The following is a 25,347-nucleotide window of genomic DNA, read 5'->3' as shown; positions in this document are numbered from 1 at the left end:
TTTACGCGCACCCCGCGCAGGTGCCGCGGATCTCGATCGTCGTCTTGCCGGTCTTGAAGTTACGATCCTTGGCAAAGCCTTTAAGGCGGTCTTCGATCATGTGATCGTGAAACTCCGTCACCTGGCCGCAGGTCTCGCAGATCGTGAAGGCCGTGAGGCCATGGGCGTGACAGCCCTCATCCGGATGCGCACAGGCGACGAAGGCATTGATGCTTTCGAGCCGGTGCACGAGGCCGAATTCCAGCAGCTTGTCGAGCGCCCGATAGACCTGCAAAGGCGCGCGAAAACCGTCGTCGCGCAGCTTGTCGAGAATGGAATAGGCGCTGAGCGGGCTGCCGGAATGCGTCAGCACGTCGAAGACGAGGCCCTGGTTGCGCGTCAATGATTGCGTGGTCATGCCTGACCTCCCTGGCTTGCCGCCGAATGATCCACTCCGCCCGTTCTCTGTTTCGTCAGCAGGCTCAGAACGAACAGGCCAAGCGCTGCGACGACGATCGAGGGACCGGAGGGGGTGTCGAATTTCAAGGAACCGAAGAGCCCGCCGACGACGGCGAGCGCCCCGATGACCGAGGCGAGCACCGCCATGATTTCCGGGCTGGTGGAAAAGCGCCGCGCCGTCGCGGCCGGGATGATCAGCAGAGAGGTGATCAATAGGATGCCGACGATCTTCATGGCGATGGCAATGACCAGCGCCATCAGCAGCATGAAGGCAAGCCGCGCCCTTTCCGGCTGCAGGCCCTCAGCCTCCGCCAGTTCCGGGTTGACGGTGGAGGCGATGAGCGGGCGCCACATCCAGACGATGGCGAAGGTGACGAGAATGCCGCCGCCCCAGACGAGATCGACATCGGCACGCGAGACCGCGAGAATATCGCCGAACAGAAAGCCGACCAGGTCGATGCGCACCCAGGTCATGAACGACACCATGACGAGGCCGATCGCCAGTGTGGCATGCGAGAGAATGCCGAGCAGCGCATCGGTGGACAGCGTGCCGCGCTTCTGCAGCAGCAGGAGCAGCATGGAAATGGCGGCCGCGACGATGAAGACGCTGATCAGCAGGTTGAAATCCATCAGAAGCGATAGCGCCACGCCAAGCAGCGCGGAATGGGCCATCGTATCGCCGAAATAGGCCATGCGCCGCCACACGACGAAGCAGCCGAGCGGGCCGGCGGTGATGGCGAGCCCCACGCCGGCGACGAGCGCGCGCATGAAGAAATCGTCAAGCATCGCGCCGCGCCCCTCTGCTGTCGGTCGGCGCCGGGCTATGATCATGGCCGCAGCCGCAGTTCGGCCCGTGCGTATGCACGATGCGCATCGGTCCGGCCTTTCCGCCGGTCGGCAGGATTTCGACGTGATGGCCGTCATCCGGCCGGCAATCGTCGGTGATCGAGCCGTCGGAATGCTGCACACGGCCATCCGGCAGGTGCGTGTGGTCGTGATTGTGGTTGTAGAAAGCGAGCGTCTGGCCAGCCCGTGCGCCAAAAAGCTTGAGATATTCCGGGCTCTGGCTGACGATTTCCGGCGTGCCGCGGCAACAGACATGGCCGTTGAGGCAGATCACTGTATCCGTCTCGGCCATCACGACATGCAGATCGTGCGAGATCAGCAGGATGCCGCAGCCCGTCGTGTTGCGTATGGTCTTGATGAGATCGTAGAGCGCGATCTCGCCGGAAAAATCGACGCCCTGCACCGGCTCGTCGAGCACCAGCAGGTCTGGCTTGCGAGCAACCGCGCGGGCGAGAAGCGCGCGCTGGAATTCACCGCCGGAAAGATGCTGCACCTCGGCACGCGCGAGATGGCGGATGCCCGTCGCCTCCAATGCCGCGTCGATCTCCGCACCCTTGAGCGGCGAGGTCAGCGTCATCAGTCGGTCGACGGTGAGCGGCATGGTCCAGTCGACGGCGAGTTTCTGCGGCACGTAACCGACCTTCAGTCCGGCCTTACGCTCCACCCTGCCCTCATCCGCCTTCAGCACGCCGATCGCCGCCTTTGCAGTCGTCGACTTGCCTGAGCCGTTCGGGCCGATCAGCGTGACGATCTCGCCGGGCGCGATCGAAAACTCCACGCCACGCACGAGCCAGCGGCTCTGTCGGCGCACGCCGACGCCCGCAAGCGAGACGAGCGGCTGAACGGTCTTGGTCGGGGTTTGCAGCATCATTTTTCCAAAAAGCCTGTTGCCACCGGATATGGCACACGTTATAGCATAACGCAATTGATGTAATAACATTACATTCACATTCAAGACGGAGTTTTTGATGCAAAAGGCTGTACGCGCCCTCCTCCTCTCCACCGCCCTCCTTGCCGCCGGCGCCTCTGCCGCGCGGGCCGAAACCCCGAATGTGGTGGTATCGATCAAGCCGATCCACTCGCTCGTGTCGGCGATCATGCAGGGTGTCGGTGAACCCGGCCTGATCGTCGAAGGTGCCGCCTCGCCGCACACCTATTCCCTCAAGCCGTCGAATGCCGCAGCCCTGCAGGATGCGGACGTCGTCTTCTGGGTCGGCCACGGGCTGGAAGCGTTCCTGGAAAAACCGCTGGAATCGCTGGGTGGCAAGGCAACCGTCGTCGAACTCGAAGACGCACCCGGCCTCGAAAAACTGCAGTTCCGCGAAGGTGGCCCGTTCGAGGCACATAGCCACGAGGGCGAAGACGCCCACGAAGGCCACTCCCACGGCGAGGACGGTCACGATCACGCCAAGGAAGCCGAGGAAGGCCACGAACATGCTGGCGAAGCCGGCCATGAGGGCCACGAGCACGGCGAATTCGACATGCATCTCTGGCTGAGCCCGGACAATGCGCGCGCCATCGCCGCGGAGGCCGCGAAGGTGCTCTCGGAAAAGGATCCGGCCAATGCGGAAACCTACAACAAGAACCTCGCCGCACTGAACGACAAGATTACCGCTCTCGACAAGGAAGTCGCCGACACCATCGCACCGGTGAAGGAAAAGCCCTTCATCGTCTTCCACGACGCCTACCAGTATTTCGAGCATCACTACGGCGTGCATGCTGCCGGCTCCATCACCGTCAGCCCGGAGACCCTGCCCGGTGCCGAGCGCCTGACGCAGATCCGCGACAAGGTGAAGACGCTGGGCGCAACCTGCGTCTTCGCCGAACCGCAGTTCGAACCAAAGCTGGTGAATGTGGTGATCGAAGGCACTGCGGCCAAATCCGGTACGCTCGACCCGGAAGCCGCCACGCTGGAGCCCGGCCCGGACCTCTATTTCACCCTGATGAAGAGCATCGCCACGTCGCTGCGCGATTGCCTTGGCCAGCCAAGCTGAGCCGCGACAACGTCCCGGCCTGAGGCCGAACGACATCGCGAAGAACGAGGCGGGACCATCCCGCCTTTTTCAGCGCAGCAAATGTAATAGTATAACATTAAAAGGCACTTCGCATGGACAACCGCCTCCCCGTCACCGTGCTTTCCGGGTTCCTCGGCGCCGGCAAGACGACGCTGCTCAATCACGTCTTGAACAACCGCAGCGGCCTGCGCGTCGCCGTCATCGTCAACGACATGAGCGAGGTCAACATTGATGCCGCCCTCATTCGCGATGGCGGCGCGGACCTGTCGCGCACGGACGAACAGCTCGTCGAGATGACGAACGGCTGCATCTGTTGCACGTTGCGCGACGACCTGCTCGCGGAGGTGCGCCGTCTCGCGGAAATGAACCGCTTCGACTACCTGCTGATCGAATCGAGCGGTATTTCTGAACCGCTTCCCGTCGCCACGACCTTCGACTTCCGCGACGAGGCCGGCTGGAGCCTGTCGGACGTTGCCCGGCTCGATACGATGGTGACGGTTGTGGACGCCGCCAATCTCCTGAAAGACTATGGCTCTCAGGATTTTCTGGCCGAGCGCGGCACGACGGCCGGTGAAGGCGATACGCGCACGCTGGTGGAACTGCTGGTCGAGCAGATCGAGTTCGCCGACGTGGTCGTGCTGAACAAGACGGGCATGACGCCGCTCGAAAACCTCATCGCTGCGCGCCAGATCGTCGGCAGCCTCAATGCCTCGGCGCAGATCATCGAGACCGACTTCGGCCGCGTCGCACTTACCGACATCCTCGGCACCGGCCGTTTCGATTTCGAGAAGGCGAGCGAACACCCGCTGTGGTTCAAGGAGCTTTACGGTTTCAAGGACCATGTGCCGGAGACGGAGGAATACGGCATCCGCTCCTTCGTGTACCGGGCGCAAAAGCCCTTCCACCCCGTCCGCCTCAAGGCCTTCTTCGATGAGAGCTGGCCGGGTGTCATCCGCGCCAAGGGCTTTTTCTGGTTGGCCACTCGCCCCCACCATGTCGGCGAGATGAGCCAGGCGGGCGCCCTTGTCAGGAGCGGCCGGCTTGGCCTCTGGTGGGCCTCCGTGCCACGCCAGCACTGGCCGCAGGACAAGGCGGCGCTCGACGCCATCGCCCGCTATTCCGATCCCGTCTGGGGTGACCGGCGGCAGGAACTCGTCTTCATCGGAGCGGACCCTATGGATGAAGCCGATATCCGCCGCCGGCTCGACGCCTGTCTCGTCGATGCCGACGCCTTCGAGCCGACGCGCTGGGCAAACCTGCCGGACCCCTTCCCGCTGTGGATCCGCGAGGCAAGCTGATCAGGACAGCGTTTTGTAGCTGAACCGCTCGAAATCCGCGGGCATCGCCCGCCCGGTGATATCGAAGGCGAACAATCCGATGAAGGCGCCGGTGAAAGAGCCATGCTCCCCTCTCCCGCCCTCATCGGAAACGACACCGGCATCGAGCACCGGGCCGATCGCCGCCCACGCCTCCGCTCCGGCCGGACGCCAGAAGAACTGAAGGTCGTTGCCGCGCACTTCCGCCGCCAGTTCCAGAGCGCCGTCGCCAACCGCCACGCCGCTCCCGACGGGAAAGGTCAGGCTGCCACCCGGATAGTCGCCGGGGCAGGACAGGATCGTCAGCACACGGCCGAGCGTCTCGTGCATCGTCAAACCGAGGGCGTGGAACTTGTAGCGGTTGTAGTAGTGCGTCAGCCCGGCAACCTGCTGGTAGACTTCCGGCATCGCCTCGATCACCGTTTCGGCGCGAAAATCGTGATGCTCCTGGCGGCGCGCCACCAGTGCCTGTTCGAACCAGCTGCCGATGCTTTCACGCCCGAAGAGCCGCAGATGGCTGGGTCGGGCGGAGAGCGAGAAGATCCGCTCCGGTTCTGGCGTGCGCAACCACTGGAAATCCGCAGGCAAGTCCCGCTCCGAAAAATCATAGGAAACGCTGTCCGGCTTCGCGATGGCCACAGCGCCGTGCGGTGCCGGCACCTCGATTTCCGGCACCGGCGAACCGTGTTCCAGATAGAGCCAGCCATCGTCACGCCACACGCATTTCTGCAGCGCCGTCTCGCGGCCAAGCGTGCAGCGGCGCTGCGGCGGCAACGGACGCCCGCAGAGATGTGTATGATAGGCTTGGCCGTCGGGCGTCTCGACATACTGCCCGTGCCCTGCCCGCTGGAGCGGCGCCTGCGGATGGTCCTTGGCCGTGATGAGATGGACGTCTGGATGCATGTCGTACGGCCCGTCGATCGTCTTCGAGCGCGCCATGGTCACGACGTGATCGTACCCCGTGCCGCCTTCCGCCGTCGTCAGATAGTACCAGCCATTGCGGCGGAAGAGATGTGGTCCCTCCACCAGCCCCTGCCGGCTACCGGCAAAGATATTCTTCACCGGGCCGACAAGACGCCTCGTGGTCGGGTCCCATTCCTGAAGCAGGATGCCGTCAAACGCGTCGTGCGCCGCGCCGCTGTGATTTTCCGGCCGGTGGTTCCATTGCATGTTGAGAAACCACTTTCGCCCATCCTCGTCATGGAACAGTGACGGGTCGAAACCGGAGGAGTTGACGTAAACCGGATCGGACCATTCACCACCCGCTTCGGAGGCCGTGACGATGTAATTGTGCGCATCCTTGAAGTTGCCATCGAAGCGCTTGACGTCGGTAAAAACGAGCCAGAACAGCCCGTCGGCATAGGAAAGGCATGGCGCCCAGACGCCGCAGCTATCGGGATTGCCGCGCATATCGAGCTGGCTTTTGCGCTCCAGCGGCCGCTTGACCAGCGTCCAGTTCACCAGATCGCGGGAATGATGGATCTGCACGCCTGGATACCATTCGAAGGTCGAGGTCGCGATGTAATAGTCCTCCCCCACACGACAGATCGAGGGGTCCGGGTTGAAGCCCGGCAAGATCGGGTTGCGGATCATCGTTTCCCCCCAAATGATGCACGTACGTCAGATCACAATTGAAAAAGGGCCGCCCGGTTTTGCCGGGCGGCCCGAAAATATCAGTCGATCTCGGCGGAGCTCTTCCAGAGATTGACGTCCGCACCGTTCGAAAGAGTCTCGATCTCGGCCAGTTCGGCGGCCGAAAAGTCGAGATTGCCGAGCGCCTTGACGCAATCGACGATCTGCGCTGAACGGCTGGCGCCGATCAGCGCGGAGGTGATGCGCCCGCCGCGCAGCACCCAGGCGATCGCCATCTGCGCCAGCGTCTGGCCGCGCGTCTCGGCGATCCCGTTAAGCTTGCGGATATTGTCAAGGATTTCAGGGCGGAGGGATTCCGACTTCAGAAAGTGGTTCAGCGCCGCGCGGCTGTCGCTCGGGATGCCGCCAAGATATTTCGCCGTCAGCAGGCCCTGTGCCAGCGGCGTGAAGACGATGGAGCCGATGCCAAGGTCGTCGAGCGTATCGACGAGACCATCCTCTTCGATCCAGCGGTTGAGCATGGAATAGCTCGGCTGGTGGATGATGCAGGGCGTGCCGAGGTCCTTCAGGATCGCCGCGGCCTCGCGGGTACGCTGCGAATTGTAGGAGGAGATGCCGACATAGAGCGCGCGGCCGGAGCGCACGATATGGTCGAGCGCGCCGCAGGTTTCCTCCAGCGGCGTCTCCGGATCGAAGCGGTGCGAATAGAAGATGTCGACATAGTCGAGACCCATGCGCTTCAGGCTCTGATCGCACGAGGCGATGAGGTACTTGCGGCTGCCCCACTCACCATAGGGACCCGGCCACATGTCGTAGCCAGCCTTGGAGGAGATGATCAGCTCGTCGCGCAGATGTGCAAAATCGGTACGGAGGATCTCGCCGAAGGCAGTTTCCGCCGAGCCAGCCGGCGGGCCATAGTTGTTGGCGAGGTCGAAATGCGTGATGCCGAGGTCGAAGGCGGTGCGGCACATGTCGACCTTGCGGTCATGCGGTGTGTCATCGCCGAAATTGTGCCACAGCCCGAGCGAGATCGCGGGCAGCTTCAGGCCGGAGCGTCCTACGCGGTTGTAGATCATCGTGTCGTAGCGGTTTTCCGCCGGCTGCCAGGCCATGGTCAAATTCCTTTGCTTGAATCGAGGACTGTTTCGTACAGCCCTCTCGCGCCAGCCGGCAAGGGACATCCGTCCTTTGCCGGCGGCTTGTTCGCATTTTCGCAAAGCGGCATGCTTAGCGCAGCAGCGCCCGCGCCTCCTCGATGCCGAGCGCTTCGGGCTGGGTGCAGGTCGTCACGATGTCAATCGCCCGCCCCTCTTCCGCCGAGCGCAGAATTGCCGTCAGGACGTCGATCGTATGCAGCGAACGATCGAGCGAGCAGCGATAGGCGCGACCGGTCGCCACGGCATCCATCATGTCGGCGAGGCCGATGCCGCGGTAGTTGGCCTGGGTGCCCCAATCGAATTCGTAGTTTTTGGCGGTCAGCGGGTGATCCCAGACCTCCACTTCCCTGGGCTCGCGGTCATTGCCGGCAACTTCAACCTTGCCCCCGAAGAAATTCGGATCCGGCACGAACACGGCGCCATCGGTGCCGTAGAGTTCCATGTTCTGGTGGCGGTGTGCCCAGACATCCCAGCTTGCCATCAGCGCGATCTGCGCGCCGCTCTCGAATTCGAGGATCGCATGGATGTTCGTCGCCACGATCACCGGCACTTTTTCGCCAAGACGCGGACCATTGCCGATGATGCGCTCCTCGCGCGCCCTGTTGGCGAGTGCGACGACGCGCTTCACGGGGCCGACGAGGTTGACGAGGTTGTTGACGTAATAGGGACCGAGATCGAGGATCGGCCCGCCGCCCGGGGCGAAGAAGAAGTCCGGGTTCGGGTGCCAGCTTTCCATGCCGGGGCTCAGCACATGCGCCGTGCCCGACATGATCTTGCCGACCTGTCCGCTGTCGATGATGTGGCGCGCGAACTGGTGCGAGCCACCGAGATAAGTGTCCGGCGCCGAACCGACCTTGAGGCCCCTGGCGTCGGCGATGCGGCGCAGATCCTCGCCCTGTTCGATCGAGAGAACGAAGGGCTTTTCCGAATAGACGTGTTTACCCGCCTCCAGCGCAGCCTTCGAGACGGGATAATGCGCCTCCGGCACCGTCAGGTTGACGATGACGTCGACCGCAGGATTGGCGAGCAGCGCGTCGATTTCCTGCGCCTCAACGCCAAACTCTTCCGAGCGCGCCTTGGAGGCCGCGAGGTTGATATCGGCGCAGGCGACAAGCTTCAGGTTCCTGAACATCGGGATCAGCTTGAAATAAGCGCCCGAAATGTTGCCGCAGCCGATGATGCCGACTCCGTGTTCCTTGCTCATGATGATCAGTCCTCAGAATGCCTTGATGGTTTTAATCGAACGGGTGGCAAGACGGGTAATGTCCTTGGGATTGTCATGCTCGACGATGAAGTGTTTGACCGGCGTGCCGGCGAGCGCCCTGGCGAGATCGCCCCAGGCGACGGTGCCGTGGCCGACATCCGCCCAGCCGTCCTCGTCGGCACTCTCACCCTTCGGTGCGATGTCCTTGACGTGCACGGCGGTGATGCGGTTGCCGTGTTTTTCGATCCAGGCAAAGGGATCGGCCCCGCCACGGATGATCCAGGCGATATCCGCTTCCCAGGTGAGATCCGGCCCGCCGGCAAAGATGTGATCCTGCGGCACGGAACCGTCCTCGAGCGTGAAGAACTCGAAATCATGGTTGTGCCATCCAAAGGTAAGGCCTACCTTGCGGAGCGGCTCGCCGGCCTCCTGCAGGCGTTCACCGAAGGCATGCCAGCCCGCGGCATCCGTCGGGCGGTGCTCCGGCAACAGATAAGGGCAGTAAACCGCCTCGATGCCGAGCGTGCGGCAAATCTCCAGCACGCGCTCCGGCTCGGCCTCCAGCATGTCGAGGCCGAAATGGGCGGTCGGCATGGTGAGGCCGTTGCGATCGAGATCGGCCTTCACCTGCTGGATGGCGGCATCGTCGAGCGCGGCGTAGAGCGCGCCGTAACCTTCAACCTGCTTGTAGCCGGCATCAGCGAGGATGCGAAAGATTTCGGCGAAGGGCTGGAAGTTGCGGGCGCTGTAAAGCTGGAAGCTGACGGTCTGCATGGAAGTCTCCTCGTATCAGTCTTGGGAAGTCTGGCAGGAATGAAGATCGAGCCAATGGAATTGGGGTACCGCACCACTTTCGGCAGGTGTGAAGATCACGGTCTTTCGCTTTCCGGCGGTGAGGTCGAAGGCATTGTCGGACCAGCGGCCGGCGACATCGGCCTCCAGCATGACATGCAGCGCAAGGCTGCTTGCCGAGGCGGTAACGGCAAAGCGGCCATCCTCACGCGGCGCTACGTCGAGCGTCAGGCCGGAGGCTTCGAGATCGAGTGCCTTGTAGGTGCCGGAGACATGATGCCCCTCGCCCGTCATGCCGTTCGAGGCCTCGAAGGACCAGAGGAGCAGCGTGTCTTCCGGCAGCTCAGCGGCAAAGACGGAGAACAGCATTTCGGCCTTGTCCGGCCCGCACCACCCTTCCGCGCTGCGATAGGGTCGGCGCTCGCCGGCGAGCGAGATGAGCCAGGTTTCGAGCTTTACCTTCACGGCTTCGGCCGTGTCGTTGACGACGGAGAAGCCGATGGTCTCGCCGTCCTTCGACGGGATCGCGGCAACGGCCACGGGCTGGAAGAAGCGGCGCACCATATAGTGCATGGCCTTCCAGCTGCCGCCGTAGTCGAGGCTTGACCAGGAGGCGACCGGCCAGGTGTCGTTGAGCTGCCAGTAGAGCGTGCCCATGCAATGGGGCTTCAGCGAGCGCCAGTATTCGACGGCGGTGCGGATGGCGAGGCCCTGCTGGATCTGGCTGAGATAAACGAAGCTCGCGAAATCCTTCGGGAAACGGAAGTAGCGGAACATCGTGCCCGCGATGCGCTCGTTGCCGCCGGCATTCTTCTGGTGGCTCTCCATCACGGGCGACGCGATGTTCATGTCCTTCGGATCCGCGAAGGTCTTCATGACCGGCATGGACGTGTAGGACTGGAAGCCGAATTCCGAGCAGAAGCGCGGGCGCACGGTCCGGTAATTGTCGAACGACTTGTTCTCGTGCCAGACGGACCAGTAATGCATGTCACCGGAGCCGTCGGCATGCCACGCATCGCCGAAGTCGAGATAGCCGGAGGCCGGGCTCGACGGCCACCAGATCGCGCCCGGCGCCGCCCTCTTCATCGCCACTTCGATAGTGCGGTTGAGGCGGTCGTAGGAGACAAGATAGCGGTCGCGGTTCTCGCGGCTCGCCTCGAACCACGTCAAAGCGCCGACAAGCTCGTTGTCGCCGCACCACAGCACGATGGAGGGATGCGAGGCGAGACGCTTGACCTGGTAATCCACCTCGGCGGCGACATTATCGAGGAAATCGACGGTCGAGGGATAAAGGTTGCAGGCGAACATGAAGTCCTGCCAGACCATCAGGCCGAGTTCGTCGCAAAGATCGTAGAACCAGTCCGGCTCGTAGAAACCACCGCCCCAGACGCGGAGCATGTTCATGTTGGCGTCGGCAGCCGATTGCAGCAGGTCGCGCACGACGGCGGGATTAATGCGGGACGGCAATGCGTCAGCGGGGATCCAGTTGGCGCCGCGGCAGAAGATTTCCCGGCCGTTGACCTTCAGCGCGAAACGGCTTCCGGCCTCGTCCTTGTCCGTCACCAGCTCGACTTGCCGGAGCCCGACGCGGCGCACGATGGTCTCGGTCGGTGTCTCCACGCGCACGACATAGATCGCCTGCTCGCCATGCCCCGCCGGCCACCACAACGCCGGCTCCTCGATGCGGAACATGTGCGTCAGCTGCGTCTCGCCGGCACTGACGCCAATATCGAGCCGCACCCGCTCTTCGCCGAGCGCGAAATGCACCGGCAGGATGCCCGGCCCCGCGGCATGGAAGGTGACAGTGACATAGAGATCGACGGCACCATTCGCGTAATGAAACTGCCGGGTCGTGACATACTCGACGCGCGCGGCCTCAAGCTTGCGCAGCACGATCTCGCCGTAGATGCCCAGCGGCGCGATGGCAATGTTCCAGTCCCAGCCGAAATGGCATTGCGGCTTGCGCAGCATGTTGCCGTTCGGGATCGGCGAATTGCCCGTGGACCAGGGAATGAAGAACGGCTGGTCCGCCTGGCGCGCGGCACCGGCGGCGATACTCGAATGGATCAGCACCCTCAGCGTGTTCTCACCAGCCTTCAGAGCATCTGTGACATCGGGTCGATAGCGGCGGAAGCAATTGTCCGTGTCGAGCACAAGCACGCCGTTGACATAGACGGAGGCGACGGTGTCGACGCTGCCGATATCGAGATACCAGTCGCCCTCCAGCATTTCTGGCGTCACCGTGAAGGTGCGCTCGATCGTCCAGTCCTTCTCGGCGACCCATTGCACATTCCGCTCATTGCGGCCGGTATAGGGATCAGGGATGAGGCCGGCAGCAAGCAACGCGCTGTGCACGTCGCCGGGAACACGCATGGGAGCGGTCTTTTCCGCGTCAGTGCTTGTGACGATCCAGATACCGGAAAGGTCTATGGCGGTGATGTCTGATGTTTTGGTCATAGTGTTATCTCTGAACTTCGCGCTTGGGGCATTTGCCCCTCACCCTGGTCCTCTCCCCGCAAGCAGGGGGAGGGAATAGCGATGTCTCAGCTGAACGGCCGTCCTTCCGCCTGCGGGGAGAAGGTTCCAACGGACTGAGGAAAAGCCCTCTAGATCCGCTCCTCCGTCCCCGCATCGAACAGCGAGGCGAGCCCCATGTTGAAAGAAAGCCGCACCGCCGTGCCCGGCGCGAAACGCCGCGCGCCCGCAACGCGAACGGACATGGTATGGCCGGCGTGTTTCAGCCAAAGCAGGTTGTCGGCCCCCATCGGTTCCTCGATGTCGACCGTCGCCTGATGGATCTCCGACCCGGCACCATCCTCGTTGACTTTCACATGTTCCGGCCGAACACCCAGCACAACCTTGCGGCCGGCCTGGAGCAGTTCGGTAGCGTTGTAGCCGTCGAGCGAAAAATCCACGCCGTTCGTATGGAAGACTGGCTTGCCGTCCTTCTCCAAGATTTCGCCGCGCAAAAAAGTCATCGACGGCGAGCCGATGAAACCGGCGACGAACATGTTGCGTGGCGCGTTGTAGATCGTATTCGGATCGGCAAGCTGCTGGATGACGCCGCTCTTCATGATGGCGATGCGGTCGGCGAGCGTCAGCGCTTCGATCTGGTCGTGGGTCACGTAGATCATCGTGTTCTTCAGCGACTGGTGCAGCCGCTTGATTTCCACACGCAGTTCCGAGCGCAATTTGGCATCGAGGTTGGAGAGCGGTTCGTCAAACAGGAAGACATCCACATCCCGCACCAGCGCCCGGCCGATCGCCACACGCTGGCGCTGACCGCCGGAAAGCTCCGACGGCTTGCGCTTCAGAAGCGGGCCGATCTGCAAGATTTCGGCAGCGCGGGCGATGCGCTTCTCGATCTCCGGCTTCGGCATCTTGGCGACCTGCAGGCCGAAGGAGAGGTTCTTCTCCACCGTCATCTGCGGATAAAGCGCGTAGGACTGGAACACCATGCCGATGCCGCGATCCTTGGGCTCTTCCCAGGTGACGTTCTTGTCCTTGATGAAGATCTGCCCACCGGTCGGCTCCAAGAGGCCGGCGATGCAGTTGAGCAGCGTCGACTTCCCGCAGCCGGACGAGCCGAGCAGCACGAGGAACTCGCCATTGCCGATATCGAGATTGAGGTTTTCCAGCACGTTGACCGCGCCGAAACTCAAAGACAGGTCCTTGATGGATACGGAGTTCTGCATGGCTTAACCCTTGACTGCGCCGGCGGCGATGCCGCGGACGAACAGGCGTCCCGACACGAAATAGACGATGAGCGGGACCGCGCCGGTGAGCAGGGTCGCGGCCATGTTGACGTTGTATTCCTTCACCCCCTGGACGGAGTTGACGATGTTGTTGAGCTGCACCGTCATCGGGTAATATTCCGGCCGCGTGAACACGACGCCGAACAGGAAGTCATTCCAGATGCCGGTGATCTGCAAAATCATCGCGACGACGAAGATCGGCAGCGACATGGGCAGCATGATGCGGAAATAGATCTGCCAGAAGCCGGCGCCATCGATGCGCGCCGCCTTGAACAGCTCTTCCGGCAGCGACGAGAAATAGTTGCGGAAGAGCAGCGTCAGGATCGGCATGCCGAAGATGGTGTGCACGATGACGAGGCCGGTCAGCGTGCCGTAGATACCCATTTCGCGCAGCACGATGACGATCGGGTAGATCATCACCTGATAGGGAATGAAGGCGCCGACGATGAGGATGGTGAAGAACAGGTCGGCACCCTTGAACTTCCAGTTGGCCAGCGCATAGCCGTTGACCGAGGCGACGAGGATCGAGATCAGCGTCGAGGGCACGGTGATGCGCACAGAATTCCAGAAGCCCCGCGAAAGACCATCGCAATTGAGACCCGTGCAGGCCTGCGCCCAGGCTTTCACCCACGGCTCGAAGGTCACGTCCAGCGGCGGCGAAAAAATGTTGCCGAGGCGGATTTCCGGCATGCCCTTCATGGACGTGACGACCATGACGTAGAGCGGCAGCAGGTAATAGAGCGCCGCCACGGTAAGCGTGCCGTAGAGCATGATGTTGCGGCCGGAGAGCGCACGACGGGGTTTTGCGCCGCGCGGTTCGACACCGGCTTTGGTGGCTGCGGCAAGTGCGGGGCCGGCTTTGAGAGTAATGCTGTCAGACACGCTTGCGCCCTCCAAACTCGAGATAGGCCCATGGCACGATGATGATGGCGACGGTGACGAGCATCATGGTGGAGGCGGCAAAGCCCTGCCCCAGGTTCTGCGCCTGGAACATGTAGTCGTAGACGTATTTTGCCGGCACCTCGGACGCGATGCCCGGTCCGCCGCTGGTCTGCGCCACCACGAGATCGTAGACCTTGACGATGCCGCTCGCGATGATGACGAGCGTCGTGATGAAGACCGGCCGCATCATGGGGATGACGATGAAAAGATAGGTCTTCCACATCGGGATGCCGTCGACGCGCGACGCCTTCCAGATGTCCTCGTCGATGCCGCGCAGACCCGCGAGCAGCAGGCACATGACGAGGCCGGTGCCCTGCCACAGCCCGGCAATCAGCACGCCGTAGATGACGATGTCGGCATTGTAGAGCGGATCGAAGGTGAAACTCGTCCAGCCGAGCGAGCGCACCACCGACTGGACGCCGAATTCCGGATTGAGAATCCACTGCCAGACGAGGCCGGTAACGATGAAGGACAGTGCGAAAGGATAGAGAAAGATCGTGCGAAAGGTGTTTTCGAAACGGATCTTCTGGTCCATCAGCGCGGCCAGCAGGAAACCGACTACCAGGCTGAAGACGAGCGTGAAGACGCCGTAGATCGCAAGGTTCTGGATCGACATGATCCAGCGCGGCGCATCCCAGAGGCGCTCGTACTGGTCGAAGCCGACGAAGTTCGCCCGCGGCAGCAGTTTCGAGTTGGTGAACGAATAGACGACCGTCCAGACCGTGCCGCCGAGAAAGATGACGACGGCGGTGAGCATCATGGGAATGGAGGCAATCTTGGAACTGAGATTGCGCAGCAATTTACTGGGGCGACCGGTGTGTGCCTGGCCCGTCATGGGTCACTCCTCCTTGGTCTTGGTCAGCGATGGGACGACGCCTACGTGAAGCAGTCGCCGGAACCGGCCGACGGCAGGACGCCGCCGGCCGCGATCTCATATCGCTGGTCAGTCCGCCGAGGCGATGATGTCGGCAAAACGCTTCTGGGCGTCCTCCGCCGTCATCGATGCGTTGGCGAAGAATTCGGAGAACAGATCCTCCTTCTGCTTCTGGCTGTCGGCAGAAAGCAGTTGGTCCGTCCATTCGACCACGTTCCCCTTGGCGAGGATGTCGAGACCCTTTTTCATGCAGTCGTTGGCGGCGGCGAGATCGACATCACCACGCACCGGCAGCGAGCCCTTCTTCAGATTGAAAGCGACCTGCGCTGCCGGACTTACCAGCGTAGAGGCGAGCACTTCCTGAGCCTTCGACTTCTCCTCGTCCTGAAGCATCGGGAAATAGAAGGCGTCTCCACCCGTCGCAATCATGTCGGTCACGCCAAGGCCCGGAAGGCAGGTATAATCCTTGCCCGCAACCTTGCCGGCGAGCGCGAATTCACCCTGTGCCCAGTCGCCCATGATCTGGCCACCGGCCTTGCCCGTGATGACCATGTTGGTCGCCTGATTCCAATCCTGCACGTTCGTGCCCTTGGACATGCGCCGGGCATCCTCGGCAGCCTTGAATATCTTGGCGATATCAGGACCGGCAGCCACGTCGGCGTCCTTGTCCTTGTAGACCTTGTAGAAGGTGTCCTTCCCGCCGATTGCCAGCAACAGCACGTCGAAGGCACCGGATGCCTGCCACGGCTGACCGCCGACGGCGAGCGGAACGATGCCGACTTTTTCGAGTGCCGGCGCTGCGGCGACGAATTCGTCCCAGTTCTTCGGAACGGCGACGCCGGCCTTTTCAAAGGCTTCGTTGGAGAGCCACAACCACTGCCAGGAATGGATATTGACCGGCGCGCAATAGATCTTGCCGTCGATCGTGCAGCCGTCGAGCAGGCTTGCCGGCTTGATGATGCCCTTCCAGTTTTCGCGCGTCGCGACATCTGTCAGGTCGCGCATCAGCCCGGCCTCGACCAGTTCCTCGGCCTGGCGGCCGTGGTTGAACTGAGTGGCGGCCATCGGATCGCCGCCGGTGATGCGGCTGACCATGATCGGCCGCGCCGTACCGCCAGAGCCGGCGATGGCGCCATCAACCCACTTGTTGCCCGTCGCGTCGAAAGCCTTTGCCAGTTCAGCGACCGCCGCGGCCTCCCCGCCGGACGTCCACCAATGGGTTACTTCCAGATCGGTCGCATTGGCTGCGGCGAACGGCAGAACCACTGTCGCTGCCAAGATAGCAGCCATAGAGCGAATTTTCATGAGTTTCCTCCCTCACTGAAACGTTGCAGTAAAAAGCTAACCCAATCGATTTAATCGCGCAACAGGCTCGGCGCACAAATATCGGCTTCCGGCCCAGCAACACGTTGCCAGCTACCGGGAGGGGCCACATCGCGCACGGCACAGCGCAGCGCGAAATAGCAGGCAACATATTATTTTTATTTACTATTTCACGAAATCACCAGCCCAAACTGCGAATGAAACTTCGCAAGCGCATAATTTATGACTTTGCGGTGCAATGCTGGATTTCTCGCGCCAGAGAACGAAAATCCTCCTGTTTTCCTCTCGACAAAGGAGCTGCATCGTTACAGATTTATCGGAATTTCGACGGGGAGTAGCGGCCGAGGTTAAAAAATGTATAACCGGGCGCTAATACGGAGAGGTGGCAGGCAGGGGATGAGCAAGAAGACAAGCGAGGGCCAGACAGCGACGCTTTCGCCGAACAGCGAACGGCCGACGCTGAAGACGATCGCCTTCATGACCGGTCTTGGCATTACCACGGTGTCACGCGCGCTCAAGGATGCGCCCGATATCAGCAGCGAGACGAAGGAGCGCGTTCGCCTCGTCGCCCGCCAGATCGGCTACCAGCCCAACCGCGCCGGCGTGCGCCTGCGCACCGGCAAGACGAACGTCATCTGCCTGATCCTCAGCCTCGAGGAAGAGATCATGGGCCTGACGAGCCCGATGGTCGTCGGCATATCCGAAATCCTTGCCTCGACGCAGTATCATCTGGTGGTGACGCCCTACCGCACGCAGGGCAATGCGCTCGACCCCGTGCGCTACGTCCTGGAAACCGGGGCGGCCGATGGCGTGATCATTTCGCGCACGGAGCCCAAGGATCCGCGTGTCGCGCTGATGATGGAGCGCAATTTCCCCTTTTCCACCCACGGGCGGACGGAAATGGGGCTCACCCACCCCTACCACGATTTCGACAACGAACGCTTCGCCTATGAGGGTGTGCGCAAACTCGTCGAGCGCGGCCGCAGGCGCCTGGCACTGCTCCAGCCGCCACCTTACCTGACCTTCCACCTGCATATGCAGGCCGGCTTCGAAAAAGGGATCCGCGATTTTGGCGCAACGGCGGTGCCGTTCAGCCAGGTCAACCTTGATTCCAGCCTCGTCGATATCCGCAGAGCCGGGGAAGCCATGCTCACGGCCGCCGATGCGCCGGACGGCATTGTCTGCGGCAGCGGTTCCGGTGCCGTTGCGCTGATTGCCGCCCTTGAAGCGGCCGGCCGCAAGCTCGGGCAGGATATCGACCTGGCCTCCAAGGAATCGCACATGCTCCTGCAGTGGCTTCGCCCGGAAGTCGTGATCATGCGGGAAGACATTCGCCTTGCCGGCCGGGAACTGGCGAAAGCCGTGATCGCCCGCATCGAGGGCAAGCCGGCGGAAGAACTGCAAACGCTGAGCTACCCGATTCCGACGGACGAGAGCTGACGCATCCGGCGTGGCGATTTGTGGCTGTTGCAGGCTGCCCAATTTTGCGGCATCGCAGTGCCATCGCGTGAATCAGACGGTTCGCGACGAGCAAGCGAAATGCGACGGAGCGGCAAGCTGTGGGACATGAAAAGCAGAGATTGAACTATGTGCTGTTCCTCGTCGCCGGGGCAGGCTTTGTGAATGTCGCGAGGGCGATGACGCTGTCGTTCCTCGCCATCAAGCTGCAGCAATCATTCGGGCTCGGCCCAGCCATGATCGGCGTCCTCTTGGGGATCGGCCCTCTGGTGGGGGCGGTCGCGGCGCCGTTCGCGGGCTCCCTGTCCGACAAGGTCGGGCGCAAGACTGTCCTCACGCTCACCCTCCTCTCCATGGCGATCGCCATGGCCGGGATGGGGATTGCCGAAACGGTTCTCGCCTTCTGCCTTGCCCAAATCGTCGCGGCCGTCGCCATCGCGATCAACGAGCCTATTTCGCGCGCCCTGATGAGCGACGTCTGCCCCGAGCCGATGCGCCTCAAATATTTCTCCTGGCGCTATACAGCGATCAATTTCGGCTTTGCCGTCGGTCCGCTGATCGGCATCGCCGCGGGTGCTGCATCCACCATGCTTTTCATCATCGCGGGCATCGTCTATGCGCTGTTTGCACTTGCCCTGCATCTGCTGAAAGTCCCGGCGTATCAGGATAGTGGGGAAACCGCCGCCTCGCCCAAAATCTCGATACTTCAGAGCATCAAGACCGCGATCCGGGACCCACGCCTGGCCTTCTTCGTCGGTGGCGGCACCTTGCTGGTCGCCGTCTATGGCCAATGGTCGGCAACGCTCGCTCCCTATCTCGCCGGCAACATCTCCGGTGGCGTGGAAATCTTTGCTTACATCGTCTCCATCAATGGTGCCGTCGTCCTGCTGGGGAACCCGTTTGCCCGCCGCTTCATCGAGCGCGCCGGCGCCCTCAACGCACTGGTGATCGGCTGCCTGCTGTTTCTTGCGGGCGAACTCGGTTTCCTGGCCTCCAGCGGCTTCTGGAGCCTCGCGATCTCGATGGTGATTTTCACGATCGGGGAAATCCTCGTCGTGCCGTCGGAATACATGCTGGTCGATGGCATTGCGAACGACCGCAACCGGGGCAGTTACTTCGGCGCCCACTCCTTCTCGACCGTCGGCAACTTCGTCGGCCCAACCCTCGGCGGCCTCATGCTGGGTGCATTCGGCGGGCCCGGCATGTTCCTGCTCTTTGCCGCCTTTGCCGTCGGCAGCGCAATCCTTTTTGCCATCGGCACGAGAATGCCGCCACCCAGGGCATCGGTCGAACTTACCCCGGCTGCCGCATCGGAGGGTGCCGCCGGCCCGCATCTTCGTGGCCTCTACGCCTAACGTCGCCACAAACGCCCATAAGTAAAAGGCCCGGTCTCTCGACCGGGCCTTTGTTATTCTCAGCCGTTAAGGCCGGAGCCCCACGGGCCATGGTGGCTGTCGGCACCATCGACGCGGTCAAAGCCATGCGCACCGAAGAAGTCGCGCTGCGCCTGGATGACGTTTGCCGTGCCACGGGCACGGCGGTAGCTGTCGAAATAGCCGAGCGCCGAGGCGAGTGCCGGAACCGGTAGGCCATGAAGCGCTGCTGCGGAGACGACACGACGCAGGGCGCCATCGGTGTCCTTCACCATCGTCGCGAAGGCCGGGGTGACGATGAGGTTTGCCGCATCCGGTGCCTTGGTAAACGCGCTGGTGATCTCGTCGAGGAACTGCGAGCGGATGATGCAGCCGGCGCGCCAGATCTTGGCGATCGTCGGCATCGGCAGGTTCCAGTTGTACTCCTTCGAGGCGGCCGACATCACCGCAAACCCCTGTGCATAGGCACCGATCTTGCCGGCGAGCAGCGCGCTTTCGAGGTCCTTGATGAAGACAGCCTTGTCGGACACATGGAGAGCCGGAACATCCGGGAGGCCGAGGATCTTTTCAGCGGCTTCACGCTCGGTCTTGAACGAAGAGATGGAACGGGCGGCAACGGCGGCTTCGATGCCGGTCGCGGGCACGCCCATGTTCTGCGCCTCGATGGCGGACCATTTGCCCGTGCCCTTCTGGCCGGCCTTGTCGAGGATCATGTCGACCATCGGGCCACCGCCGATCGGGTCCTTGGCGGCGAGCACCGTTGCCGAAATCTCGATCAGGTAGGATTCGAGGCGACCCTTGTTCCACTCGGCGAAGACGTCGGCAATCTCGGAGGCGCTCATCTTCAGGCCATCGCGCAGGATGCCGTAGATTTCGGCAATCATCTGCATGTCGGCATATTCGATGCCGTTGTGGATGGTCTTGACGAAGTGACCGGCACCGTTTTCGCCGAGCCAGGCGACGCAGGGATCATCGTTGTACTTTGCGGCAATCGAGGTCAGCACGGTCTCGACGCGCTTCCAGGAGTCTTCCTTGCCGCCGACCATGATGGACGGGCCGTGGCGCGCGCCCTCTTCACCACCGGAAACGCCCATGCCGATGAAGGTCAGGCCGGAATCCTTCAGCGCATCGAAGCGGCGCATCGTATCCCGGAAGTTCGCGTTGCCGGCATCGATCATGATGTCGTTTTTCTCGAGGTACGGACGCAGCAATTCCATCTGCTGGTCGACCGCAGCCCCTGCCTGGATCATGATGATGATCGGGCGCGGCGGGCGGATGGCCGCAACAAACTCCTCGATGGTATCGCAGGGCACGATCTGGCCCTGGAGCGCACCGGCCTCCTCGTAGAATTCCTTCGTGCGCGCCACCGTGCGGTTGAAGACCGCGATCTTGTTGCCCTTCTCGGCAATGTTGAGCGCGAGATTCGACCCCATAACACCGAGACCGATAAGCCCGATTTCCGCCTGTGCCACGTTCATACCTCCGTAGGATGGCGCGGCGTGGGATTTGCCCGGACTCGTGCCGGAAACGCCGCGCAAAAAGAGAGTTTGGAGCCTCGGCTCCAGCCGTGGTGTTTTGGCATTCAAATCGATTTACGACAAGCAATTGTTTGGCCAAAAGGCCATTTTAGAACCAATCGAACCTACCGCCCGGGCTTGTCCTCGCCGTCGTCAAGTATGCGCCAGGCGGCCCCCTCGACATCGTCATACTGGCCGCTCTTCAGCGACCAGAGGAAGGCGGCGAGCCCCAGCCCGCCGAGGAAGAGCGCGATGGGAATGAGGAAGATCAGCGTGTTCATGCGGCTTGCACCACAGATGCTGCCGGGCGGGCTTCGTCCGTCGCACGCGCCGTGAAGGCCGGCAATTTTCCGCGCAGGCGAAGCGAGTTCACGACCACAATGATCGACGACGTGGACATGGCAATGGCAGCGATCAACGGCGTCGCGTGGCCGAGAATTGCGACGGGCACGGCGATGACGTTGTAGCCGACGGCGAGCGCGAAATTCTGCCGGATCAGCCGGTCGGCACGCCGCGCGGTCTCGAAAGCGAAGGGTATGGCTTCGAGGCTTTCATGCAGGAAGACGAAATCCGCCGCCTGCCGGCCGACATCCGCCGCCGTCGCCGGAGCGATCGAGACGTGGGCTGCCGCAAGCGCCGGCGCATCGTTGATGCCGTCGCCGACCATGAGCACCCGGCGCCCGGCCGCGGCACGCTCGGCAACCTCCTCCGTCTTTTCGCGCGGCGACAGGGCAGCGCGCCAATGGCCGATACCGAGCATGCCGGCAACGCGCGAAACGGCCGGCGCACGGTCACCGGAGAGGATCGCCATCTCGACCCGCTCGCGCTTGAGAGCCGATATCGCCTCGGCTGCGCCGGTGCGCACAGCATCCTCGAAACGGAAGGTTTCCAGCACCGTGCCGTCACGCGACAGCACCACCTCGGAAAGCCCATGCGCCTCCTCACCCACCATGGCCTTGCCGCAGGCGAAGGCACGGCTGCCAAGACGAAGCACGCCTTGCGAGGTCACGGCTTCGAGGCCACCCCCGGCAATCTCGCTCACCGCTTCGATGACCGGCATGGGGCCGGCATTGGCTGCCGCCAGCGCCAGCGAGAGTGGATGTCGCGAATGGGAAGCCAGCGCCACCGCGAGGGCAAGATGGGACCGGTTCGCCGTCTCCCGGTCGACAAGGCGCGGCTTGCCGAGCGTCAGCGTACCGGTCTTGTCGAAGACGGCGGTGTCGATTTCGGCAAGGCGCTCCATGGCGGACCCGTCCTTGACCATGACCCCGCCGGCAAAAAGCCGGCCCGCCGCCACGACCTGCACAACGGGTACGGCAAGGCCGAGCGCGCAGGGGCAGGTGATGATCAGGACCGCGATGGCGACGAGCATGGCATGCTTCCAGTCGCCATCATAAAAGCCCCAGCCGAGGAAGGAGACGAGCGCCAGGAGATGCACGGCCGGCGAATAGATCTGCGCGGCGCGGTCGGCAATGCGGCGATAGCGCGCCCGGCCGCCTTCGGCCGCTTCCATGAGGCCGATGACCTCCGAAAGGAACGAGTTGCGCGCAGTCGCGACGGCCTCCACCAGCAGCGAACCGGTGAGGTTCATCGCCCCGGCTTCCAGCTGCGTGCCCGGCGTGGCGGCCAGCGGATCGCTCTCGCCATTGACGATCGAGCGATCGACATCGCTGGCACCCGACAGCACGCGGCAATCAACGGGGATGCGTTCGCCGGCAGAAATGGAGAGATGTTCGCCGACCGCGATCTCCTCCACCGGACGGTAGTCCCGTGTACCATCCGGCCGCACCACCATGGCGCCACGCGGCGAGAGGCGCGCAAGACCGGTTATTGCGGAACGCGCACGGTCGCGCATGATATGGTCCAGCGTGCGGCCGATGAGCAGGAAGAACAGCAGGCTCACCGTCGCGTCGAACCAGACATGTTCGGCACTGTGCACGGTTTCCCAGAGCGAGACCGTGTAGGACAGCGTGATGGCGAGCGCGATCGGCACGTCCATGTTGGTGCGACCGTGGCGCAACGCATTCCAGGCCGACTGGTAGAAAAAGCGGCCAGCATAGATCAGCGTCGGACCGGCGATGAAGGCGGAAATCCAGTGGAACAGGTCACGCGTCGCGGCCTCGGCCCCCGACCACACCGAAACCGAGAGCAGCATGATGTTCGTCGCGGCAAAGCCCGCGACGGCGACGGCGCGGATCAACTGGTTGCGCAGCGCATCATCGCCCTCCGCCGCGAACGAAAAGAGATGCGTGTCATAGCCGGTATCGCGAATGGCGGCGGCAAAGACCTGCGGATCGGTGCGCAGACCGTCCATATCCTCCATCCAGACCACCGAGACCCGACGGGTGGAAAGATTGACGCGCGCACGAACCACTGCCGGAAAGGCGTTCAATGCAGCCTCGATGGTGGTGATGCAGGTGCCGCAATGCACGCCCGGTACGCTCAGCTCACTCTGTCGCAGCCCCTCGCCCACCGGACGGCTGGCAAGCAGCAACTCTTCCGACGACGGCAAGGCGTGCGATAGACGCGCCACCTCGGCGGCGCCTTCCGTGCCGGGTGCGCAGCAGCTCATTTCGCCCCTCCCGCGACAATGGTCCGGAGGGTCTGGCGGAACACCTTTGCGCCGTCCTGTTTCGTGCTGATATCAACGATCCACTGGCCGACGGGAACGTCGCGTTCCGCAACGAACAGCCCCGGCCCGTCCGGCTCCAGCGCAAGAGTGAAATCTTCGCGCTCATCGACCGGACGCTTGAAGGTAGCTGCAATTTCGTTGGCGACAACCGGCGCGCCCTTGGCGTCGACGACACGATAGGCGATGCGGCCGCTCTCGATCACGAGACTGCCCTCGATGCCGCTTGCGGCATGCGCCTTGGCCTCGGCCACTTTGCCGTTGAATTGCTGGCTGGCGACATAGGTGTTCTGCACGACAAGGCCGCTCCAACTGTTGGAGGCGTTCCAGGCCATGATCATGTTGACGGTGATGATGGTGCCGAAAAACAGCACCATGATGCCGAGCATGTGCCAGCCGGTGAAGACGAAACCCTGCTCCTTGTTTTGCATAACCATCACTTTGCTCCCGGCGTGTTGAAGTTGGCGGAGTAGACGTCGCGCTCGTGGCCCTGACGGTCTTCGGCGATGATCTGGAAGCCTTCGGGCGCTTCCGTGAGGCGATCCTTCGGCAGGGTGACGAAGACGCGCAGCGCCGTCACCTTGTCCGGGTCGACGGGCACATCGACGCTGCGGCCGACCGCGCCGGCATGGCCGGCGATCTTCATCGTGGCGCCAGGCATGCCCTCGATCGACACCGTGATGACGCGCGGTTCCGGGATCATGTTGAGCAGCTTTACGGCATAGCCATTGCGGATCGACCCGTCGGATTCGACGACGAACTGGGGGTTGCGATCGTGGATGACGTTCATGTCCAGCCGATCGCGCGACAGGAGTGCATAAAGCAGCACCAGCCCGGCCAGCGACCAGATGCCGAAATAGAGCAGCGTGCGTGGGCGAAAAATGATGCGCCAGTTGAAGTGACGGACCTTCTCGTCGAAGCGGCCATCGGCGTCGCGCACGCGCTTGGGATCGACCGGCACCGCGCCGCCTGCCGTGGCGAGCGCCATGTTGGCCGCATAGTCCGACAAGGTGGCATAGGCGATGAGGCCCCGCTCCTTGCCGATCTTGTCCATCACGTTGTCGCAGGCATCGATGCACAGCGCGCAGGTGATGCACTCCATCTGCTGGCCATCACGGATATCGATGCCCATGGGACAGACGACGACGCAGGCGTTGCAATCGACGCAATCGCCAACGCTCTCGCCGGCAGCGGCCACCTTCTTGGCATGGCGCGAGCGCGGTTCGCCGCGCCAGTCGTTGTAGGTGACGACTAGCGAGCTTTCGTCGAGCATCGCCGCCTGGATGCGCGGCCACGGGCACATATAGGTGCAGACCTGCTCGCGCATCAGCCCGCCGAAGATGTAGGTCGTCGTCGTCAGGATCGCGACGGTGATGTAGGCGACGGGCGGAGCCTGCAAGGTCGCGAAATTGACGAGCAGCGTCGGCGCATCGGCGAAATAGAAGATCCACGCACCGCCGGTCGCAACAGCGATCACCAGCCAGACGGCATGTTTGCTGACACGCTTCCAGACCTTGTTGAGCGTCCACGGGCCGGTATCGAGCTTGATGCGTGCATTGCGGTCGCCCTCGATCGCCCGCTCGACGACAAGGAAGAGATCGACCCAGACGGTCTGCGGACAGGCATAGCCGCACCAGGCCCTGCCGACCGCGGAAGTGACGAGAAACAGCCCGAAACCCGCCATGACGAGCAGGCCCGCGACGAAGAAGAATTCCTGCGGCCAGATCTCGATGAAGAAGAAGTAGAAGCGACGGCCGGCGAGATCGACGAGAACCGCCTGGTCCGGCGCATGCGGCCCACGGTCCCAGCGAATCCACGGCGTCAGGTAGTAGATGCCGAGCGTCACCAGCATGACCAGCCACTTGAACTGGCGGAAACGCCCCTCCGCGCGCTTTGGAAAGATCTTCTTGCGCTTTTCGTAGAGCGGTTTGCGAACCTTCGCCGAATTGACCGGCTCCGCTTCATGTCGCTCGATGGAATTGTAGATCGTGGTGGTATTCTGTTGCATGGGACTCGGCCGCACCTGTCGTTGTGCCACCACAATGACGACAACAAGCCCCGCCATCGTTGATCTACGTCAAGTTTCGGGCATAGGTGGACGTGGCGGGTTGCCGC

Annotated in this window: 21 protein-coding genes; 4 read left to right on the top strand and 17 right to left on the bottom strand. The window is 62.7% G+C overall.

Going from position 1 to position 25,347, the window contains the following annotated elements:
• Nucleotide 1 precedes the first annotated feature (1 nt).
• From AC1RT2_RS04765 to AC1RT2_RS04755, 3 genes are read right to left on the bottom strand one after another with little or no spacing between them, the layout of a single operon-like run.
• Nucleotides 2–397, bottom strand: coding sequence for a Fur family transcriptional regulator (locus AC1RT2_RS04765; protein ID WP_069058504.1), 396 nt, complete (start codon nt 395–397; stop codon nt 2–4).
• Nucleotides 394–1,224 (bottom strand): metal ABC transporter permease, encoded by an 831-nt coding sequence (locus tag AC1RT2_RS04760; protein WP_493099913.1) that lies wholly within the window; start codon nt 1,222–1,224, stop codon nt 394–396. The genes AC1RT2_RS04765 and AC1RT2_RS04760 overlap by 4 nt, the downstream gene beginning before the upstream one ends.
• Nucleotides 1,217–2,152 (bottom strand): ATP-binding cassette domain-containing protein, encoded by a 936-nt coding sequence (locus AC1RT2_RS04755; RefSeq protein WP_493100384.1) that lies wholly within the window; start codon nt 2,150–2,152, stop codon nt 1,217–1,219. The genes AC1RT2_RS04760 and AC1RT2_RS04755 overlap by 8 nt, the downstream gene beginning before the upstream one ends.
• A gap of 100 nt (nt 2,153–2,252) precedes the next feature.
• Here AC1RT2_RS04755 and znuA point away from each other — a divergent pair, with 100 nt between their 5' ends.
• Both znuA and AC1RT2_RS04745 read left to right on the top strand, forming a co-directional pair.
• The gene (gene znuA, locus AC1RT2_RS04750; RefSeq protein ID WP_493099911.1) at nt 2,253–3,278 is read left to right on the top strand and encodes a zinc ABC transporter substrate-binding protein ZnuA; all 1,026 of its coding nucleotides are present in this window, start codon (nt 2,253–2,255) and stop codon (nt 3,276–3,278) included.
• Between the two features lie 113 nt (nt 3,279–3,391).
• Nucleotides 3,392–4,597: a GTP-binding protein gene (locus AC1RT2_RS04745; RefSeq protein ID WP_493099909.1), complete on the top strand. Its 1,206-nt coding sequence runs from the start codon at nt 3,392–3,394 to the stop codon at nt 4,595–4,597.
• On the opposite strand, the gene AC1RT2_RS04740 is transcribed toward AC1RT2_RS04745, so the two are convergent.
• From AC1RT2_RS04740 to AC1RT2_RS04700, 9 genes are all read right to left on the bottom strand, one after another.
• Nucleotides 4,598–6,208, bottom strand: a complete 1,611-nt coding sequence (locus AC1RT2_RS04740; protein ID WP_493099907.1) for a glycoside hydrolase family 43 protein — start codon at nt 6,206–6,208, stop codon at nt 4,598–4,600.
• 80 nt (nt 6,209–6,288) lie between these two features.
• Nucleotides 6,289–7,320 (bottom strand): L-glyceraldehyde 3-phosphate reductase, encoded by a 1,032-nt coding sequence (gene mgrA / locus AC1RT2_RS04735; protein ID WP_493099905.1) that lies wholly within the window; start codon nt 7,318–7,320, stop codon nt 6,289–6,291.
• Between the two features lie 115 nt (nt 7,321–7,435).
• Nucleotides 7,436–8,569 (bottom strand): Gfo/Idh/MocA family protein, encoded by a 1,134-nt coding sequence (locus tag AC1RT2_RS04730; protein ID WP_493099903.1) that lies wholly within the window; start codon nt 8,567–8,569, stop codon nt 7,436–7,438.
• 12 nt (nt 8,570–8,581) lie between these two features.
• On the bottom strand, nt 8,582–9,343 hold the full coding sequence (locus AC1RT2_RS04725) for a sugar phosphate isomerase/epimerase family protein (RefSeq protein WP_493099901.1): 762 nt from the start codon (nt 9,341–9,343) through the stop codon (nt 8,582–8,584).
• Nucleotides 9,344–9,358: 15 nt separating this feature from the next.
• Nucleotides 9,359–11,818, bottom strand: coding sequence for a beta-mannosidase (locus tag AC1RT2_RS04720; protein WP_493099899.1), 2,460 nt, complete (start codon nt 11,816–11,818; stop codon nt 9,359–9,361).
• Nucleotides 11,819–11,967: 149 nt separating this feature from the next.
• Complete coding sequence (locus AC1RT2_RS04715; RefSeq protein WP_493099897.1) at nt 11,968–13,056, bottom strand: ABC transporter ATP-binding protein; 1,089 nt, start codon at nt 13,054–13,056, stop codon at nt 11,968–11,970.
• 3 nt (nt 13,057–13,059) lie between these two features.
• The gene (locus tag AC1RT2_RS04710) at nt 13,060–13,887 is read right to left on the bottom strand and encodes a carbohydrate ABC transporter permease (protein ID WP_493100382.1); all 828 of its coding nucleotides are present in this window, start codon (nt 13,885–13,887) and stop codon (nt 13,060–13,062) included.
• 103 nt (nt 13,888–13,990) lie between these two features.
• Nucleotides 13,991–14,893 (bottom strand): carbohydrate ABC transporter permease, encoded by a 903-nt coding sequence (locus AC1RT2_RS04705; protein WP_069058493.1) that lies wholly within the window; start codon nt 14,891–14,893, stop codon nt 13,991–13,993.
• 108 nt (nt 14,894–15,001) lie between these two features.
• Nucleotides 15,002–16,237 carry an ABC transporter substrate-binding protein gene (locus tag AC1RT2_RS04700; protein WP_493099894.1) on the bottom strand — a complete coding sequence of 412 codons (1,236 nt, stop codon included), beginning with the start codon at nt 16,235–16,237 and terminating at the stop codon, nt 15,002–15,004.
• A 414-nt stretch (nt 16,238–16,651) separates the two neighbouring features.
• On the opposite strand from AC1RT2_RS04700, the gene AC1RT2_RS04695 reads away from it, so the two are divergent.
• Nucleotides 16,652–17,695, top strand: coding sequence for a LacI family transcriptional regulator (locus AC1RT2_RS04695; RefSeq protein WP_493099892.1), 1,044 nt, complete (start codon nt 16,652–16,654; stop codon nt 17,693–17,695).
• Nucleotides 17,696–17,814: 119 nt separating this feature from the next.
• The gene (locus AC1RT2_RS04690) at nt 17,815–19,068 is read left to right on the top strand and encodes an MFS transporter (RefSeq protein ID WP_493099890.1); all 1,254 of its coding nucleotides are present in this window, start codon (nt 17,815–17,817) and stop codon (nt 19,066–19,068) included.
• Nucleotides 19,069–19,127: 59 nt separating this feature from the next.
• On the opposite strand, the gene gnd is transcribed toward AC1RT2_RS04690, so the two are convergent.
• The 5 genes from gnd to ccoG all read right to left on the bottom strand — a co-directional run bounded on the left by gnd (nt 19,128) and on the right by ccoG (nt 25,240).
• Nucleotides 19,128–20,558, bottom strand: coding sequence for an NADP-dependent phosphogluconate dehydrogenase (gene gnd / locus AC1RT2_RS04685; RefSeq protein WP_493099888.1), 1,431 nt, complete (start codon nt 20,556–20,558; stop codon nt 19,128–19,130).
• Nucleotides 20,559–20,728: 170 nt separating this feature from the next.
• Nucleotides 20,729–20,884 (bottom strand): cbb3-type cytochrome oxidase assembly protein CcoS, encoded by a 156-nt coding sequence (gene ccoS, locus AC1RT2_RS04680; RefSeq protein ID WP_493099886.1) that lies wholly within the window; start codon nt 20,882–20,884, stop codon nt 20,729–20,731.
• Nucleotides 20,881–23,175: a heavy metal translocating P-type ATPase gene (locus tag AC1RT2_RS04675; RefSeq protein WP_493099884.1), complete on the bottom strand. Its 2,295-nt coding sequence runs from the start codon at nt 23,173–23,175 to the stop codon at nt 20,881–20,883. Before AC1RT2_RS04675 ends, ccoS begins: the two co-directional genes overlap by 4 nt.
• Nucleotides 23,172–23,669, bottom strand: a complete 498-nt coding sequence (locus tag AC1RT2_RS04670; protein ID WP_493099882.1) for a FixH family protein — start codon at nt 23,667–23,669, stop codon at nt 23,172–23,174. Before AC1RT2_RS04670 ends, AC1RT2_RS04675 begins: the two co-directional genes overlap by 4 nt.
• Entirely contained in the window at nt 23,669–25,240 is a 1,572-nt protein-coding gene (gene ccoG / locus AC1RT2_RS04665) for a cytochrome c oxidase accessory protein CcoG (protein ID WP_493099880.1), read from the bottom strand. Before ccoG ends, AC1RT2_RS04670 begins: the two co-directional genes overlap by 1 nt.
• Nucleotides 25,241–25,347 lie beyond the last annotated feature (107 nt).

Source organism: Shinella sp. GW821-FHT11G07 (genome assembly GCF_058808115.1).
Note: the sequence above shows the minus strand (reverse complement) of the source record. Positions and strands in the feature narration are given on the sequence as shown.

Excerpts from the sequence above, each read along its gene's own strand:
- AC1RT2_RS04725 (WP_493099901.1), bottom strand. The coding sequence starts at position 9,343 with ATGCAGACCGTCAGCTTCCAGCTTTACAGCGCCCGCAACTTCCAGCCC.
- ccoG (WP_493099880.1), bottom strand. The coding sequence starts at position 25,240 with ATGCAACAGAATACCACCACGATCTACAATTCCATCGAGCGACATGAA.
- AC1RT2_RS04765 (WP_069058504.1), bottom strand. The coding sequence starts at position 397 with ATGACCACGCAATCATTGACGCGCAACCAGGGCCTCGTCTTCGACGTG.
- AC1RT2_RS04695 (WP_493099892.1), top strand. The coding sequence starts at position 16,652 with ATGAGCAAGAAGACAAGCGAGGGCCAGACAGCGACGCTTTCGCCGAAC.
- AC1RT2_RS04760 (WP_493099913.1), bottom strand. The coding sequence starts at position 1,224 with ATGCTTGACGATTTCTTCATGCGCGCGCTCGTCGCCGGCGTGGGGCTC.
- AC1RT2_RS04715 (WP_493099897.1), bottom strand. The coding sequence starts at position 13,056 with ATGCAGAACTCCGTATCCATCAAGGACCTGTCTTTGAGTTTCGGCGCG.
- znuA (WP_493099911.1), top strand. The coding sequence starts at position 2,253 with ATGCAAAAGGCTGTACGCGCCCTCCTCCTCTCCACCGCCCTCCTTGCC.
- ccoS (WP_493099886.1), bottom strand. The coding sequence starts at position 20,884 with ATGAACACGCTGATCTTCCTCATTCCCATCGCGCTCTTCCTCGGCGGG.
- AC1RT2_RS04730 (WP_493099903.1), bottom strand. The coding sequence starts at position 8,569 with ATGAGCAAGGAACACGGAGTCGGCATCATCGGCTGCGGCAACATTTCG.
- AC1RT2_RS04670 (WP_493099882.1), bottom strand. The coding sequence starts at position 23,669 with ATGGTTATGCAAAACAAGGAGCAGGGTTTCGTCTTCACCGGCTGGCAC.
- AC1RT2_RS04755 (WP_493100384.1), bottom strand. The coding sequence starts at position 2,152 with ATGCTGCAAACCCCGACCAAGACCGTTCAGCCGCTCGTCTCGCTTGCG.
- AC1RT2_RS04705 (WP_069058493.1), bottom strand. The coding sequence starts at position 14,893 with ATGACGGGCCAGGCACACACCGGTCGCCCCAGTAAATTGCTGCGCAAT.
- AC1RT2_RS04740 (WP_493099907.1), bottom strand. The coding sequence starts at position 6,208 with ATGATCCGCAACCCGATCTTGCCGGGCTTCAACCCGGACCCCTCGATC.
- AC1RT2_RS04720 (WP_493099899.1), bottom strand. The coding sequence starts at position 11,818 with ATGACCAAAACATCAGACATCACCGCCATAGACCTTTCCGGTATCTGG.
- AC1RT2_RS04675 (WP_493099884.1), bottom strand. The coding sequence starts at position 23,175 with ATGAGCTGCTGCGCACCCGGCACGGAAGGCGCCGCCGAGGTGGCGCGT.
- AC1RT2_RS04710 (WP_493100382.1), bottom strand. The coding sequence starts at position 13,887 with ATGCTCTACGGCACGCTTACCGTGGCGGCGCTCTATTACCTGCTGCCG.
- AC1RT2_RS04745 (WP_493099909.1), top strand. The coding sequence starts at position 3,392 with ATGGACAACCGCCTCCCCGTCACCGTGCTTTCCGGGTTCCTCGGCGCC.
- mgrA (WP_493099905.1), bottom strand. The coding sequence starts at position 7,320 with ATGGCCTGGCAGCCGGCGGAAAACCGCTACGACACGATGATCTACAAC.
- AC1RT2_RS04700 (WP_493099894.1), bottom strand. The coding sequence starts at position 16,237 with ATGAAAATTCGCTCTATGGCTGCTATCTTGGCAGCGACAGTGGTTCTG.